Raw genomic sequence first — 14,573 nt, forward strand, 5'->3', positions numbered from 1 at the left:
ATTGGTCGCGCTTCGCGGAAAAGAAATCGACGCTTTTCTCGCCCGGCCTGATTCCGGCCGTCCCATCATCCTGCTGTACGGCCCGGACGCCGGCCTGGTGCGTGAGCGCGCCGACGCGCTGCTGGCGTCCGCCGTCGACGATCCCAACGATCCATTCTCAATGGTGCGGCTGGACGGCGACGAACTTTCGGCCGAACCGTCGCGGCTGGTCGATGAAGCGATGACGGTACCGCTGTTCGGCGGCCGCCGCGCGATTCGCGTGCGTGCCGGCTCACGCAGTTTTGCTGGCGGTATCGACACGCTGGCGGAGATGCCGCTCAAGGATTGCCGCATCGTGATCGAGGCCGGCGAGCTGCGGCCGGAATCGCCGCTGCGCAAGGCCTGCGAGCGCGCCAAAACCGCGGTCGCGATCGCGTGCTATCCCGACACCGAGCGCGACCTCGCCAAGCTGATCGATGACGAATTGCGCCCCTCCAACCTGCGCATCGCGCCCGACGCCCGCGCCGTGCTGACCGCACTGCTCGGCGGCGACCGGCAGGCCTCGCGCAACGAACTTCGAAAACTCGCGCTCTATGCCCATGGCCAGGGCGAGGTGTCGATCGACGACGTGATGGCGGTAGTCGCTGACGCCTCCGAGCTGAAGCTCGATCCGATCGTCGACGGCGCGTTTGCTGGAAAGCCTGATCTGGTCGAAAGCGAATTCGCCAAAGCGATGATCGCCGGCACCTATCCCGGCGTGATCATTTCGGCAGCCCAACGCCAGGCCGCATGGCTGCACAAATCGGCGTTAGCGGTAGCCGAAGGCACGCCGGTCTTGAATTTGCTGGAGAGCGGGTATCCGCGGCTGCATTTTTCGCGCAAGGGCGCGGTTGAAATCGCGCTACGGAATTTCAGCGCTGCGCGGCTGGTCGCGATCATCGACCAGCTCGCGACCGCCGCCTTCGACATGCGCAAACAGGCCACGCTGGCGGCTGCGATCGCGCAACGAACGCTGTTGTCGATCGCAGCGAATGCGAAGCGGCGGGGATGAACCATCCTTCGTCGTCCCTGCGAACGCAGGGACCCATACGCCGCAGCCGTAGTGTTGCAGAAGGTCTCTAACGCCAGCGCTTTTACCGATGGGCCGCGGCGTATGGGTCCCGGCTCAAGGCCGGGACGACGAAAATAATATCCAGGCGCGGACTACCCGCCCTTCGCCAGCCGCCGCATCACTTCATCCAGCTGCTCGAGGTTGCGGTAGCTGATCTGGACGCTGCCGCCGGGATCGCGGTGGTTGACGGTCACGCTCAAACCCAGCGCGTCGCTGACGCGTTTCTCCAGCGCGATCGTATCGGGGTCCTTGGTCTTGCCGCCGCTGCGGGCCTTCTGCGGCTTGCGTTCCGGCACGCCCTCTTCATGCGCCAGCGCTTCGGCCTGGCGGACGTTGAGGCCTTCGGCGACGATGCGCTTTGCGGCGCCAAGCGGATCCGGCACGCCGATCAGCGCGCGGGCGTGGCCAGCGGACAGTTCGCCCGTGGAGATGAGGGCCTGCACCTCTGCCGGCAGTTTCGTCAGCCGCATCATGTTGGCGACATGGCTGCGGCTCTTGCCGACTTCCTTGGCGATCTCTTCCTGGCTGCGTTTGAATTCTTCCGCGAGCGCGTGATAGCCCTGCGCCTCTTCCATCGCATTGAGGTCTTCGCGCTGCACGTTTTCGATGATCATGATCTCGAGCGCGTCGCTGTCGCTGACCTCGATCGGCACGATCGGCACTTCATGCAGCCCGGCCAGCTGCGAGGCGCGCCAGCGGCGTTCGCCGGCGATGATCTCATAGCGATCGGTGGCGCCCTTGACCGGACGCACCACGATCGGCTGGATCACGCCATGCTGCTTGACGGAAGCAGCGAGCTCGCCGAGTTCGGCGTCGGCAAACGTCCGGCGCGGGTTGCGCGGATTTGCCTTTAGAAATTCGATCGGCACCTTGCGCTGATTGCGCGGGCGTTCGACATGCGCGGCCTCGCCGCCGACATCGCCGATCAGACTTGCAAGACCGCGGCCCAGTCGCGAACGCGCTTCGTCGGCCATCGCCAGCTCCCTTGGATTCACGCAGCATACTCCGAAATTAGAAACTGTTTTTCTTGTAGGATGGGTAGAGCGTAGCGAACCCATCAAGCTCGTCGTGGTGCGATGGGTTTCGCTGCGCTCTACCCATCCTACGATTTCGCGCTAATGCGTTCGCAGCTCACGCTCACGCTGGATCACTTCCGTCGCAAGCTTGAGATACGCATCGCTGCCGACGCATTTGAGATCGTAAACCAGCACCGGCTTGCCATAGGACGGCGCCTCGGAGATCCGCACGTTGCGCGGGATCATGGTGTTGTAGACCTTGGCGCCCATGAACTGCCGGACGTCGGCGACGACCTGGTTGGACAAATTGTTGCGCGAGTCGAACATGGTCAGCACGATGCCGTGGATCGACAGATTAGGATTCAACGTCGAGCGCACCTGCTCCACGGTCTGCAGCAATTGCGACAGACCTTCGAGCGCGAAGAATTCGCATTGCAGCGGCACCAGGATCGCGTCGGATGCCGCCATCGCATTGACGGTGAGAAGGTTGAGCGACGGCGGGCAGTCGATCAGCACATAGGTGTAATCGGATCCGGGCGCTGCATCGTTGTTCAGCGCGGCGATGGCGTCGCGCAGGCGGAAGGCGCGGCCGGGCGTCGTTCCCAGCTCCAGTTCGAGACCCGACAGATCCATGGTGGAAGCGGCGATATGCAGACGCGGCACGGCGGTCACAACGACAGCTTCGCGCAGCGGGGCTTCGCCGATCAGCACATCGTAGGTCGAACAGTTGCGGTCGCGGCGATCGATGCCGAGGCCGGTGGAGGCGTTGCCTTGGGGATCGAGGTCGACGATCAACACGCGTTCGCCAATCGCAGCGAGTGCCGTGCCAAGATTGATCGCGGTGGTAGTCTTGCCGACGCCGCCTTTCTGGTTGGCGAGCGACAAGATGCGCGGACGGGCTGCCGGAGCAGGCGCTTTATCTTCTTGATATATTTGATCAATCACGGTCATACCCGGTGCCCATCGCGGAAGTTTTGCGTCGCTCGATGCGGTCGAGTTCGACGATCCAGCCTTGTCCGCCCGTGCGGCTGGAATGAAGTTGCGGCTCAATATTCCAATATTTAGTGGCTTCGGTCAATTCAGCCTCTACATCTTGGCCCTTCAGAAATAACGCTTTTGCGCCCTTTCCTACCAGCGGTTCCGCGAAACCGATGAGCTGATGTAACGGAGCCAGCGCCCGCGCAGTGACGCAATCGACAGGCCCGGCGATTCTATCCACGATATCCCCGATGTCAGCGAGATGCACGGTCCCGGTCGCCGAGGTCACACGAATTGCTTCGCGCAGGAACGCGGCTTTCTTGGCGTTGCGTTCGACCAATTGAATATTGGCGCCCGGTGTTTCCGCCAAAGCGCAGGCCAGCACCACGCCGGGAAAGCCGCCGCCGCTGCCGAGATCGACCCACCTCGTTGCAGTGGGAGCCAAGCTCAGCAGCTGCAGCGAGTCAGCGATATGGCGGGTCCAGAGATGCGGAAGTGTCGACGGCGCCACCAGGTTTGTTTTGGCCTGCCATTCCCGGAGCAGATCGACATAGCGATCCAGCCGCGCCTCTGTTTCACGTGAAACAGGGGTGAGGGCGAGGGCGGCGGCTTTGTCGGAGGTCATTATCAATTTCGGCCGTTTGAGCTTTGGCGATTCGCTTGGGGCCCGTCCCACCCAAAACTGTCATTGCGAGCGAAGCGAAGCAATCCATCTGTCCGCGCAAAAGGAAGAATGGATTGCTTCGTCGCAAGGGCTCCTCGCAACGACGATTGCAGCCGGCTTCGAGCGGACCTCCCCGTTTCACGTGAAACGTTTTAAGCCGTCGCCTTCGAGGTCTTCCGCCGGGCTTCACGCCGAAGATAAGCCGCCAGGATACCAAGCGCGGCCGGCGTCAAGCCATCCAGCCGCCCCGCCTGCCCCACGGTTCGCGGCCGCGCCGCCTCGAGCTTTGAGCGCGCTTCATTGGAGAGGCCGGGCACATCGGAATAATCGATGTCGGTCAGAACCAGACCCTCATCGCGCCGGAAGGCGTCGACGTCAGCGGTCTGGCGCTTCAGATAGACGTCGTATTTGGCGTCGATCTCGAGGTGGACCGCGATCGATGGGTCAATGGCTGATAGCTCGGGCCAGATACCCTGCAGCGCGGACCATTCAATCTCCGGATAGGCAAGGAGCTCAAATGCCGAGCGGCGGTGACCGTCCCGGTTCAGCGCCAGGCCGTGCTTGCCGGCTTCATTGGGAGTGATCGTCAAAGATTTCGCCAATAACCTTGCGGACTCCAGCGCCGCCATCTTGGCCCCGTGGCGCTGCGAACGCGCCTGCCCTACGCAACCCAGTGCGATCCCCTTGTCGGTCAGCCGCTGGTCGGCATTGTCGGCCCGCAGCGTCAGGCGATACTCCGCCCGCGAGGTGAACATCCGATAGGGCTCGGTGATCCCACGAGTCACGAGATCATCGATCATCACGCCGAGATAGCCGTCGGCACGGTCGAAAACTATCGCCTCGCCGCCGCTGGCGGACAGTGCCGCATTCAGCCCCGCGACAATTCCCTGTGCGGCGGCCTCTTCATATCCGGTGGTGCCGTTGATCTGCCCGGCCAGAAACAGTCCCGGCAACCGCTTGGCCTGGAGTGTCGGCTCCAACTCCCGCGGGTCGACATGGTCGTATTCGATGGCATAGCCGGGCCGGACCATCTTGACGCGCTCGAGACCGGGAATGGTCGAAAGGATCGCGAGCTGCACCTCTTCCGGAAGCGAGGTCGAGATGCCGTTGGGATAGACGGTGGTGTCTTCCAGGCCTTCCGGCTCCAGGAAGATCTGATGGCCGTCGCGGTCGCCGAAGCGGACGATCTTGTCTTCGATCGAGGGGCAATAGCGCGGACCGCTGCTCTTAATCTGGCCGGAATACATCGGCGAGCGATGAACATTGGCCCGGATCACCTCATGGGTCGCCGGCGTGGTGCGGGTGATCCCGCATTCGATCTGTCGAGTCGTAATGCGGTCGGTCATGACCGAGAACGGCTCCGGCGGATCGTCGCCGGGCTGCATTTCGACGGCGGACCAGTCGATGGTCGTGCCATCCAGCCGCGGCGGCGTGCCTGTCTTGAGACGGCCGAGCGTAAAGCCGGCACGCTCGAAGGAGGCTGAAAGCCCCATCGCCGGCGCCTCGCCGACCCGCCCGGCCGGCCAGTTCTTTTCGCCGAGATGGATCAGACCACGGAGGAAGGTCCCGGTGGTGATGACGACGGCACCACAGCTAAGTTCGCGGCCATCGCCCAGTCGAATGCCAGTGACACGCCCTTTGGAAACGATCAGCTCGTCCGCCTCGCCTTCGATCACGCTCAAATTGGCGGTCTCAATGATCGCCGCCTGCATCGCCGCCGCATAGAGCTTGCGATCCGCCTGGGCCCGCGGTCCGCGAACAGCAGGGCCCTTGCGACGGTTCAGCATCCGAAACTGGATGCCGCCGGCATCGGCGACCCGGCCCATCAGACCATCGAGGGCATCGACTTCACGGACCAGATGACCCTTGCCCAGACCACCGATGGCGGGATTGCAGGACATGGCGCCCACGGTCGCAAAGCTGTGGGTGACCAGCGCCGTCTTTGCGCCCATCCGGGCGGCCGCGCTTGCGGCCTCGCAGCCGGCATGGCCGCCGCCGATGACGATGACGTCGAAGGAATCTGAGCGCGAAATCATGGCGGACTTCTATCGCGGAGTCAGAAATCGCGGAAGCGGGAAGTTGCGGGAAACTGAAAGGAATGGATCTGTTTCACGTGAAACAGCGGGTTCCATTAGCGCCTTGGGTAAGCGTTTCACGTGAAACAGATTAGCCATGAAATGAATTAAATACTATAATAAAGAAACATTACTTCCCTACACAGAATTCCCGGAAGATCACGTCGAGTATGTCCTCGACATCGACGCGCCCCAGTAGCCGCCCAAGCGAATGCGCGGCGACGCGAAGCTCCTCGGCTGCCAGTTCCTCGCCCTCCCCGACCACATCAATGCTGCGCTGCAATGAAATCGCTGTCTGCTGCAGCAACTGCCGCTGCCGGGTCCGGCTGATCAACCGGCCCTCGCTGGCCCCAAAATAATCCTGCGCGAATTGGACCAGGGCCGCGATCAACTCGGGAAGCCCGTCCCCGCCCCTGGCCGAAATCGCAAATTCGCCCCGGTCCGGCACCTCGGCCAATGGCCGACCGGCCGGATCCAGGTCGATCTTGTTGCGCACGCGCCAGACCGGCGCGGTGCCTGCGTGATCAATTCTCGCGCCTACCCGGTCGGCAAGCCACAGCACAAGATCGGCTTCCGCGGCGCGAGCCCGCGCGCGACGGACACCCTCCTGCTCCACCGGATCGTCGGTCTCGCGAATGCCGGCAGTGTCGATGACGGTCACCGGATAACCGTCGAGATCGAGCTGCACTTCGATGACGTCACGCGTGGTGCCGGCGTGTGGGGATACGATCGCCACCTCGCGCCGCGCCAGCTGATTCATCAAGGTCGACTTGCCGACATTCGGGGGACCCGCGATCGCCACCACGAGACCATCGCGCAGGCGTTCACTTTGACCCTGTGCCGCAAGGACTTCTTCGATTTCAATTAAGAGCTTCTTGATCTTCACGAGCGCCGGCGCGATCAATTCCGCGGGCACATCCCCCTCATCCGAAAAATCGATTCCGGCCTCGATCAGCGCTGATGCCTCGATGATGCGCGCGCGCCAGTCGCGCGCTCTGTCGCCGAGCAGGCCCTTGAGCTGGCGTAGCGCCTGGCGCCGTTGCCGGTCGGTGTCGGCGTGAATGAGGTCGTCGAGGCCCTCGGCCTCGGTGAGATCGAGCTTGCCGTTCTCGAACGCGCGCCGCGTGAATTCACCGGGTTCGGCGGGGCGCATATTTTCCTGGGCAGCCAGCGCCGCAAAGATCGAGGCCAGCACTGCCCGCCCACCATGGACGTGAAACTCGGCGACGTCTTCGCCGGTGGCGCTGGCCGGCCCGGGGAACCAGAGTACGACCGCATCGTCCAATGGCTGACCGCCGGCGTCGCGGAGCAGCATGCGGGTCGCCGCCCGCGCCGGCGGGATTCTGCCACCCAGCGCGACCAGCGCCGGACCGGCTCCCGGTCCCGACACGCGCACAATCGCGATCGCGCTCGGCGCACGGCCCGAAGACAGCGCAAAAATGGTCTGATCCCGCGGATGCATCGCCTATTTGTGCAGGAGTGCTTGAAAAGGCAACGCAATTTGCGCTGTGGGTCGGCCTCCCGATCAAAACGGGGAACACCCCGCCGAGAGCCAATTTGCTGCATCATTTGCGCAGCAATTTTGCTGCAAAAATCGATGGCTTGGCCGGGTTTCGTAGCTCACCGCATCTAACCCGAGCAATATCAAATACTTAAGTGCAGTCCGGTTCCAAGAAGCACACCGAACCATGGTGCACCTTTGCTGCAGCAAATTGCTGCAGCAACGCAGGAAATGAAAAGGGCGCCCCTCGACACAAGGCGCCCTTCCCCAACCTCGCCTGATGGATCAGGTGTTCATCGAATCGAAGAATTCCGAGTTGTTCTTGGTGTTGCGGAGCTTGTCGAGCAGGAAGTCGATCGCATCCATGGTGCCCATCGGATTGAGGATCCGGCGCAGCACGTACATTTTCTTGAGCAGCTGCGGATCGGTGATGAGCTCCTCCTTGCGGGTGCCGGAGCGCGAGATGTCGATCGCCGGGAAGGTCCGCTTGTCCGAGACCTTGCGGTCCAGGATCAGTTCGGAGTTACCGGTGCCCTTGAACTCTTCGAAGATGACTTCGTCCATTCGGCTGCCGGTGTCGACCAGCGCGGTCGCAATGATGGTGAGCGAACCGCCCTCCTCGATGTTACGGGCGGCACCGAAGAAGCGCTTCGGCCGCTGCAACGCGTTGGCGTCGACACCGCCGGTCAGCACCTTGCCGGATGACGGCACCACGGTGTTGTAGGCGCGGCCCAGACGCGTAATCGAGTCGAGCAGGATCACGACGTCGCGGCCGTGTTCAACGAGGCGCTTGGCCTTCTCGATCACCATCTCGGCGACCTGGACGTGGCGCACCGCCGGCTCGTCGAAGGTCGATGAGACGACCTCGCCCTTCACCGAGCGCTGCATGTCCGTGACTTCTTCCGGACGCTCGTCGATCAGCAGCACGATCAGATAGCATTCCGGGTGATTGGCGGTGATCGAGTGCGCGATGTTCTGCATCAGCACTGTTTTACCGGTGCGCGGCGGCGCCACGATCAAAGCGCGCTGGCCTTTGCCGATCGGGGCAACGATGTCGATAACCCTTGCAGAAAGGTCTTTTCGCGTCGGATCTTCGAGTTCGAGGCGGAAGCGCTGGTCCGGAAACAGCGGCGTCAGATTGTCGAAATTGACCTTGTGCTTGGACTTTTCCGGGTCTTCGAAATTGAGCGTGTTGACCTTGAGCAGCGCGAAATAGCGTTCGCCTTCTTTCGGGCTGCGGATATGGCCCTCGATGGTGTCGCCGGTGCGAAGCCCGAAGCGGCGGATCTGCGAAGGCGAGACGTAGATATCGTCCGGGCCGGGCAGATAGTTCGCATCCGGCGAACGCAGGAAGCCGAAGCCGTCGGAGAGAACCTCAACGACACCCTCGCCGATAATGTCGGTTTCCTGGATCGCGAGCTGCTTAAGGATGGCGAACATCAGCTCCTGCTTGCGCATGGTGCTGGCATTTTCGACCCCGTTCTCTTCCGCGAACGAGACGAGCTCGGCCGGCGTTTTTGCTTTGAGGTCTTGGAGTTTCATTTCCCGCATTGGGGTGGTCCTGTGGAGAATAACTGGAGGAGGGGTGCTAGGCTTATAGGAAAAGCGGACACGAAAAACGGAAGGTCCGCAGGTCTAAGCGAGGAAAGTGCCGGTGAGGCTTCAAACCTGATGCGGTGGCCGGCTCAACGAGGAGACCGGAACGCAACCACATCCGCCTGCGTGGGGTGGGATTTGGCTAATATAGAAAATCGCCCGGCGCTTCGCAAGCAGGCCTGAAGTGCTCCTCGCGCCAAAAACGCCGCCTAGAACGGCTTGACCACGACCAGAATAACGATCCCGACCATCAGAACAGTCGGTACCTCATTGATAATACGATAGAATCTCTGGCTTCGCGCATTCCTGTCGGCGGCGAAATCCTTCACCCAGCGCGAAAAAAAGCCGTGGACGCCCGACAGCACGATCACCAGCGCGAACTTGGCGTGAAACCAGCCGGACATGTACCAATGCCCGCTCCAGGCCAAATACAGCCCGGCCAGCCAGGTGATCATCATCGCCGGATTGATGATCGCCTTCAGCAGCCGGCGTTCCATCACCTTGAAAGTCTCGGATTGCTTCGATCCGACCTCGGCCTCGCAATGATAGACGAACAGCCGCGGCAGGTAGAGCATGCCGGCCATCCAGGAGATGACCGCAATCACATGCAGTGCCTTGATCCACGGGTAGGCCGTGATCGTGATCCATTCGTACATCGTGCGTCGCCTCGTCCTCATCGCCGCTTGGAACGTTCAGACGCTCTCAGCATTGCCTGAAAAGCTTCTGCCAGCGTGGGACGGAGACATATCCTCATGCACCGCTTCTCTAAACTAATATTTTTAGAATCTTAGGTTTGAGTCTAAGTAGCGGTGAATTGGACTCACAACAAACCGTCCCGCAGTTCTCCCGGCTTGTTCACATCCATCACCCTTTCCGCAAGAGAATTGGATCGTTCAAATAACGCCCCTTGCATCAAGCGCTTGCGCCAACTTATCAGCAGCTTATGCAGAGACAAATCCACATATTCTCACTATCGTTCGGATCAGGGATCTGACTTATCCTTTTGGGAGCCCTGTGTAGAAAAAGCCGGGTTATCCCCGAGAGGACGATCCAGGGCCAAATCTCTGGGATAAGGTCCACAGGGATTCACAGAATACACAGGGGTTTTGGTGCCCACGACCGGCAATTATTTTCACCTTCATCTGGTCTCCGATTCGACCGGCGAGACGCTGATCACCGTGGCGCGCGCGGTCGCCGCGCAGTACGCCAACGTCACCGCGGTCGAACATGTCTATCCCTTGGTGCGCAGCCAGAAGCAGCTCGACCGTGTGCTCGATGAGATCGAGGAGGCGCCGGGCATCGTGCTTTTCACGCTGCTGGAAAAGGATCTGGTTGGCCGGCTCGAGACCAAGTGCAAGGACATCAACATCCCGAGCCTGTCGATCATCGGCCCGGTGATGCAATTGTTCGAAGCCTATCTCGGTGCGGCGACCACGGGGCGCGTCGGCGCCCAGCACGTGCTCAATGCCGAATATTTCAAGCGCATCGACGCGCTGAACTACACGATGATCCATGACGACGGCCAGCATGTGGAAGGCCTCGAAGACGCCGATATCGTATTGGTCGGCGTATCCCGTACGTCGAAGACACCGACCTCGATCTATCTCGCCAACCGCGGCATCCGCACCGCGAATGTCCCGCTGGTGCCGGGCATTCCGGCGCCGCATCAGCTGGAAACGCTGAAGAAGCCGCTGGTGGTCAGCCTCCATGCAACGCCGGAGCGCCTGATTCAGGTTCGGCAAAACCGGCTCCTGAGCATGGGCGCGGATTCCGGCAACGACGATTATATCGATCGCCAATCCGTCACCGATGAAGTGGCGTATGCGCGGCGGCTCAGTGCCAAGTTCGGCTGGGCGCAGCTCGACGTGACGCGGCGGTCGATCGAGGAAACCGCGGCCGCAATCTTGAAACTTTTCACCGACCGGCAGCGGCAACGACTTCCGGAATGAAACCAGAGCGTTTTCCAGCGAAGTGGACCCCGGTTCGCGTCAAGAAAACGCGTCAAAACAACGATCAACGGCTATGAGCATCTGGCTTGGAAAAGACCCGCTGATCCTGGCTTCGCAGAGCCGCGCGCGGCAGCTGCTGCTGGCCAACGCCGGCATCGCCTTTGAAGCGGTTCCGGCCGATATCGATGAGCGCTCCGTGCAGAAGGGCTCCGGGCTGACGGAGCCCGGTGAGATCGCAAAACTGCTGGCGCGGGAAAAGGCGCTGTGGGTCTCGCAGCAAAAACCCGGCCGATACGTCGTTGGCGCCGACCAGACGCTGGCACTTGGAGATCGGTTGTTCAGCAAGCCCGCCGGGCGTGCCGCAGCTACGGAGCAACTGGGTTTGCTCGCAGGCAAGCGCCACGAATTGCATTCGGCATTTGCTGTTGCCCGTGACGGCAAGATATTGTCCGCACATGTTAGTGTTGCACACATGATCATGCGATCTCTCAGCAAGGGCGAGATCGAGGCCTATCTGGACCAGGCCGGACAAGCGGTGACGACCAGCGTCGGCGCCTATCAGCTGGAAGGGCTCGGGGTGCATTTGTTCGAGCGCATCGAAGGCGATCATTTTACCATCCTCGGCCTGCCGCTGTTGCCGCTGTTCGCATTCTTGCGCAGCGAGCGACTGCTTGGTGTCTGAGTTTCAAACAACGGCGATCTGAATGCTGATCCTGGGACTGACCGGCTCAATCGGGATGGGAAAATCCACCACTGCGAAGTTATTCGCGGAGGCCGGGGTTCCCGTGTACGACGCGGATGCCGAAGTTCACAAAATCTATGAAGGTGAGGCGGCGCCCGCGATCGAAGCGGCGTTTCCCGGCACCACAGTCGACGGCAAGGTGGATCGGGCGCGGCTCTCCGCCCAGGTGGTGCACAATCCCGCCGCCATGAAGCAGCTCGAGCAGATCGTTCATCCGATGCTCGGCGCGTCGCGAAAAAAATTCTTTGAAGATGCGGAAGCGGCGGGCAAGCCGGTGGTGCTGTTGGATATCCCGCTGCTGTATGAGACTGGCGGCGAGAAGCGCGTCGATGCGGTCGTGGTGGTCACGACCACGCCCGAAATCCAGCGCCAGCGCGTGTTGGAGCGGGGCACGATGGACGAGGCGCGGTTCGACGCCATTCTGGCGCGGCAGCTACCGGACGCCGAAAAGCGCAAGCGCGCCGATTTCGTGGTGGATACTTCGGATGGTCTCGACCCCGTACGCGCCCGGATCAAGGACATTCTGGCCGAGGTTGTTAAGATGCCGCAGCGGCGGACCTGATTCGCTGACTTTCCGGGCCCTGAAGTAAATCCATGCGTGAAATCGTTCTCGATACCGAAACCACCGGCCTTGATCCGCTGCGCGGCGACCGGCTGGTCGAGATCGGCTGTATCGAGATCTACAACCGCATGCCGACCGGACAGACGTTTCACGTCTACATCAATCCCGAACGCGACATGCCGGCCGAAGCGTTCGCGGTGCACGGACTTTCCGCCGAGTTTCTGTCCAGCAAGCCGCTGTTCACGGAAGTGGTCGAGGAGTTCCTGGAATTCATCGCCGATGCGCCGCTGGTGATCCACAACGCATCGTTCGACATCAGCTTCATCAATGCCGAACTCGACCGCATCAAGCGCCAGGTGATTTCGCGCGACCGGCTGGTTGATACGCTGCTGCTGGCGCGCCGCAAGCATCCGGGCGTCTCGAACCGGCTCGACGATCTCTGCTCGCGCTATTCGATCGACAATTCCCGCCGTACCAAGCACGGCGCGTTGCTAGACGCCGAGCTGCTGGCCGAGGTCTATATCGACCTGATCGGAGCACGCCAGTCGCAGCTGATCCTGGCCTCGGAGACCCGCGAGTCGCGGGCGGAGCGGACCGGCGATATGCCGCGCCGGCAGCGCGAGACGCCGCTCGCACCCCGAATCACCGATGCTGACCGCGAGGCGCACCGGGCCTTTGTCGCCACGCTGGGCGACAAGGCGATCTGGAACGAGTTTCTGGGAGCTGCTTGAAACGCTGCAGCGGCGTTTAGCCGCTGAGCGCCCCTGTTAGCTGGGCTTTGCGCCCGAGGCAGCCTGCTCTGCCGCCTGCCGCTCCATGTTCTGGCGATACAGGCCGACGAAATCGACGGGATCGAGCATCAGCGGGGGGAACCCGCCGTCCCGCACCGAGGTGGCAATGATTTCGCGCGCAAACGGGAACAACAGCCGCGGGCATTCGATCATGACCAGCGGGTGCAGGTTTTCCTTCGGCACATTGACGATGCGGAACACCCCCGCATAGGCGAGGTCGAACGAAAACATGAGCTTGCCGGCATTTTCCGCCTTGCCCTCGATCGAAAGCGTCACCTCGAACTCGCTCTCGGAGAGATTATTGGCGCCGACATTGATCTGGATATTGATGGCCGGCTGCTGCTGCTGAGGCGCCAGCGATCCTGGGGCGTTCGGATTCTCGAACGACAGGTCCTTGGTATACTGCGCCAATACGTTGAGCTGGGCAGGGGCCTGCTCTGCGGGCGCGCCGTTACCGTTGGTCATGAAACTCTCCTAAAAACGCTGGCGAGCGGAGCCCGGGTTTCTGTCTGAATTCGCTCGGCGGGCGGAAATGCCTTTGCCGGGCGAGTGGCTATCATAGCCCCGCCTTATTCCACAAGGACGACGGCCTGAAGGCGGGTCCGGCCAACCGCCATTTGTGACAGATATGGCTAATAGCGCGCGGCCGGCCTCCCAGCGAGCCCCTTTGGGGTCATCCTAAATAATTGAATATGCGTGATTTCCGGAAATGATCGGATTTCCCCTCGCGGCCAAAACGCGCTACAATTCACCCGCGCCAAAACGCGCCATTGGCCGGGCAAAGTTTCATGCCTACATGCTGCAGTCTCGATTGAAGATGTAATCTCTGCCGTTCCCGGGGTCATGAGGGAACCCTCGACCGCCGGACCCGTTGCCGGCGTTAGAACCAGAAAGCGAATACGACGTGGATATTTACACTATCATCTTCCTGGCGCTGGCCGTCTTCATCTTCCTGCGCCTGCGCAGCGTCCTCGGACAGCGCACCGGGAGCGAACGGCCGCCCTATGATCGCGCCGCGCCGAACGTGGTGCAGCGTACGCAGGACAACAACGTCGTGCCGATGCCCGGTGCCGTGATCGATCAGACGCCGTTGGCGCCGGCCGCGGACGTTGCGCCGGCGACTGACCGCTGGAAGGGCATTGCGGAAGCCGGCACGCCGCTGGCGCAAGGCCTCGACGCGCTTGTCGCGCAGGATTCCTCATTCGATCCCCGTCACTTCCTCTCCGGTGCCCGCAGCGCCTACGAGATGATCGTGCTGGCATTTGCCAATGGCGACCGCCGCGCGCTCAAGGATCTGTTGTCGAGTGAGGTCTATGAGAGTTTCGACGCGGTGATCAAGGATCGCGAGAAGCACGAGCAGAAAACCGAAACGCGGTTTGTTTCGATCGACAAGGCCGAACTGGTGGGTGCGGAAGCCCGCGACAAGGCGGCGCAGCTGACGGTGCGGTTCGTGTCGCAGATGATCTCGGTCACCCGCGACAAGACCGGTGCCATTGTCGATGGAACGCCGGATAAGGTCGCCGATATCACCGATGTCTGGACATTTGCCCGCGACACGAGTTCCCGCGATCCGAACTGGAAGTTGGTTGGCACCGGAAGCGCCAGCTAG

General features: G+C 61.7%; 14 protein-coding genes. 6 read left to right on the plus strand and 8 right to left on the minus strand.

Annotation, left to right across the window (positions count from 1 at the left end):
- Window position 1 precedes the first annotated feature (1 nt).
- Window positions 2-1,030, plus strand: coding sequence for a DNA polymerase III subunit delta (holA, locus tag JQ558_RS10015; RefSeq protein ID WP_212293545.1), 1,029 nt, complete (start codon window positions 2-4; stop codon window positions 1,028-1,030).
- Between the two features lie 152 nt (window positions 1,031-1,182).
- Here the strand turns inward: holA and JQ558_RS10020 are convergent, their stop codons facing one another.
- From JQ558_RS10020 to hemJ, 7 genes are all read right to left on the minus strand, one after another.
- Complete coding sequence (locus JQ558_RS10020; protein ID WP_212293546.1) at window positions 1,183-2,064, minus strand: ParB/RepB/Spo0J family partition protein; 882 nt, start codon at window positions 2,062-2,064, stop codon at window positions 1,183-1,185.
- Window positions 2,065-2,205: 141 nt separating this feature from the next.
- The gene (locus JQ558_RS10025) at window positions 2,206-3,057 is read right to left on the minus strand and encodes a ParA family protein (protein ID WP_212274452.1); all 852 of its coding nucleotides are present in this window, start codon (window positions 3,055-3,057) and stop codon (window positions 2,206-2,208) included.
- Window positions 3,044-3,709: a 16S rRNA (guanine(527)-N(7))-methyltransferase RsmG gene (rsmG, locus tag JQ558_RS10030; RefSeq protein ID WP_212293547.1), complete on the minus strand. Its 666-nt coding sequence runs from the start codon at window positions 3,707-3,709 to the stop codon at window positions 3,044-3,046. Before rsmG ends, JQ558_RS10025 begins: the two co-directional genes overlap by 14 nt.
- A gap of 191 nt (window positions 3,710-3,900) precedes the next feature.
- Window positions 3,901-5,784: a tRNA uridine-5-carboxymethylaminomethyl(34) synthesis enzyme MnmG gene (mnmG, locus tag JQ558_RS10035; protein WP_212293548.1), complete on the minus strand. Its 1,884-nt coding sequence runs from the start codon at window positions 5,782-5,784 to the stop codon at window positions 3,901-3,903.
- A 169-nt stretch (window positions 5,785-5,953) separates the two neighbouring features.
- A complete protein-coding gene (gene mnmE, locus JQ558_RS10040; RefSeq protein WP_212293549.1) occupies window positions 5,954-7,285 on the minus strand; it encodes a tRNA uridine-5-carboxymethylaminomethyl(34) synthesis GTPase MnmE in 1,332 nt (443 codons plus the stop codon).
- A gap of 324 nt (window positions 7,286-7,609) precedes the next feature.
- Window positions 7,610-8,875 carry a transcription termination factor Rho gene (gene rho / locus JQ558_RS10045; protein WP_074821153.1) on the minus strand — a complete coding sequence of 422 codons (1,266 nt, stop codon included), beginning with the start codon at window positions 8,873-8,875 and terminating at the stop codon, window positions 7,610-7,612.
- A 254-nt stretch (window positions 8,876-9,129) separates the two neighbouring features.
- The gene (hemJ, locus tag JQ558_RS10050; protein ID WP_212293550.1) at window positions 9,130-9,576 is read right to left on the minus strand and encodes a protoporphyrinogen oxidase HemJ; all 447 of its coding nucleotides are present in this window, start codon (window positions 9,574-9,576) and stop codon (window positions 9,130-9,132) included.
- 453 nt (window positions 9,577-10,029) lie between these two features.
- Here hemJ and JQ558_RS10055 point away from each other — a divergent pair, with 453 nt between their 5' ends.
- The 4 genes from JQ558_RS10055 (at window position 10,030) to dnaQ (ending at window position 12,904) form a co-directional block, all read left to right on the plus strand.
- Entirely contained in the window at window positions 10,030-10,869 is an 840-nt protein-coding gene (locus tag JQ558_RS10055) for a pyruvate, water dikinase regulatory protein (protein WP_212207596.1), read from the plus strand.
- Between the two features lie 73 nt (window positions 10,870-10,942).
- A complete protein-coding gene (locus tag JQ558_RS10060; RefSeq protein WP_212293551.1) occupies window positions 10,943-11,551 on the plus strand; it encodes a Maf family protein in 609 nt (202 codons plus the stop codon).
- 22 nt (window positions 11,552-11,573) lie between these two features.
- Window positions 11,574-12,173, plus strand: coding sequence for a dephospho-CoA kinase (coaE, locus tag JQ558_RS10065; protein ID WP_212293552.1), 600 nt, complete (start codon window positions 11,574-11,576; stop codon window positions 12,171-12,173).
- Window positions 12,174-12,205: 32 nt separating this feature from the next.
- The gene (gene dnaQ / locus JQ558_RS10070; RefSeq protein WP_212293553.1) at window positions 12,206-12,904 is read left to right on the plus strand and encodes a DNA polymerase III subunit epsilon; all 699 of its coding nucleotides are present in this window, start codon (window positions 12,206-12,208) and stop codon (window positions 12,902-12,904) included.
- Between the two features lie 36 nt (window positions 12,905-12,940).
- Here the strand turns inward: dnaQ and secB are convergent, their stop codons facing one another.
- Window positions 12,941-13,429 carry a protein-export chaperone SecB gene (secB, locus tag JQ558_RS10075; RefSeq protein ID WP_212207592.1) on the minus strand — a complete coding sequence of 163 codons (489 nt, stop codon included), beginning with the start codon at window positions 13,427-13,429 and terminating at the stop codon, window positions 12,941-12,943.
- A gap of 439 nt (window positions 13,430-13,868) precedes the next feature.
- Between secB and JQ558_RS10080 the strand changes: the two genes are divergently transcribed.
- Window positions 13,869-14,573, plus strand: a complete 705-nt coding sequence (locus JQ558_RS10080; protein WP_212207591.1) for a Tim44/TimA family putative adaptor protein — start codon at window positions 13,869-13,871, stop codon at window positions 14,571-14,573.

The organism is Bradyrhizobium sp. AUGA SZCCT0160, from assembly GCF_018130105.1.
Taxonomy (GTDB): domain Bacteria; phylum Pseudomonadota; class Alphaproteobacteria; order Rhizobiales; family Xanthobacteraceae; genus Bradyrhizobium.

Coding starts and splice junctions, on each gene's coding strand:
- JQ558_RS10020 (WP_212293546.1), bottom strand. CDS start 2,064: ATGGCCGACGAAGCGCGTTCGCGACTGGGCCGCGGTCTTGCAAGTCTG.
- JQ558_RS10025 (WP_212274452.1), bottom strand. CDS start 3,057: ATGACCGTGATTGATCAAATATATCAAGAAGATAAAGCGCCTGCTCCG.
- rsmG (WP_212293547.1), bottom strand. CDS start 3,709: ATGACCTCCGACAAAGCCGCCGCCCTCGCCCTCACCCCTGTTTCACGT.
- mnmG (WP_212293548.1), bottom strand. CDS start 5,784: ATGATTTCGCGCTCAGATTCCTTCGACGTCATCGTCATCGGCGGCGGC.
- mnmE (WP_212293549.1), bottom strand. CDS start 7,285: ATGCATCCGCGGGATCAGACCATTTTTGCGCTGTCTTCGGGCCGTGCG.
- rho (WP_074821153.1), bottom strand. CDS start 8,875: ATGCGGGAAATGAAACTCCAAGACCTCAAAGCAAAAACGCCGGCCGAG.
- hemJ (WP_212293550.1), bottom strand. CDS start 9,576: ATGTACGAATGGATCACGATCACGGCCTACCCGTGGATCAAGGCACTG.
- JQ558_RS10060 (WP_212293551.1), top strand. CDS start 10,943: ATGAGCATCTGGCTTGGAAAAGACCCGCTGATCCTGGCTTCGCAGAGC.
- coaE (WP_212293552.1), top strand. CDS start 11,574: ATGCTGATCCTGGGACTGACCGGCTCAATCGGGATGGGAAAATCCACC.
- dnaQ (WP_212293553.1), top strand. CDS start 12,206: ATGCGTGAAATCGTTCTCGATACCGAAACCACCGGCCTTGATCCGCTG.
- secB (WP_212207592.1), bottom strand. CDS start 13,429: ATGACCAACGGTAACGGCGCGCCCGCAGAGCAGGCCCCTGCCCAGCTC.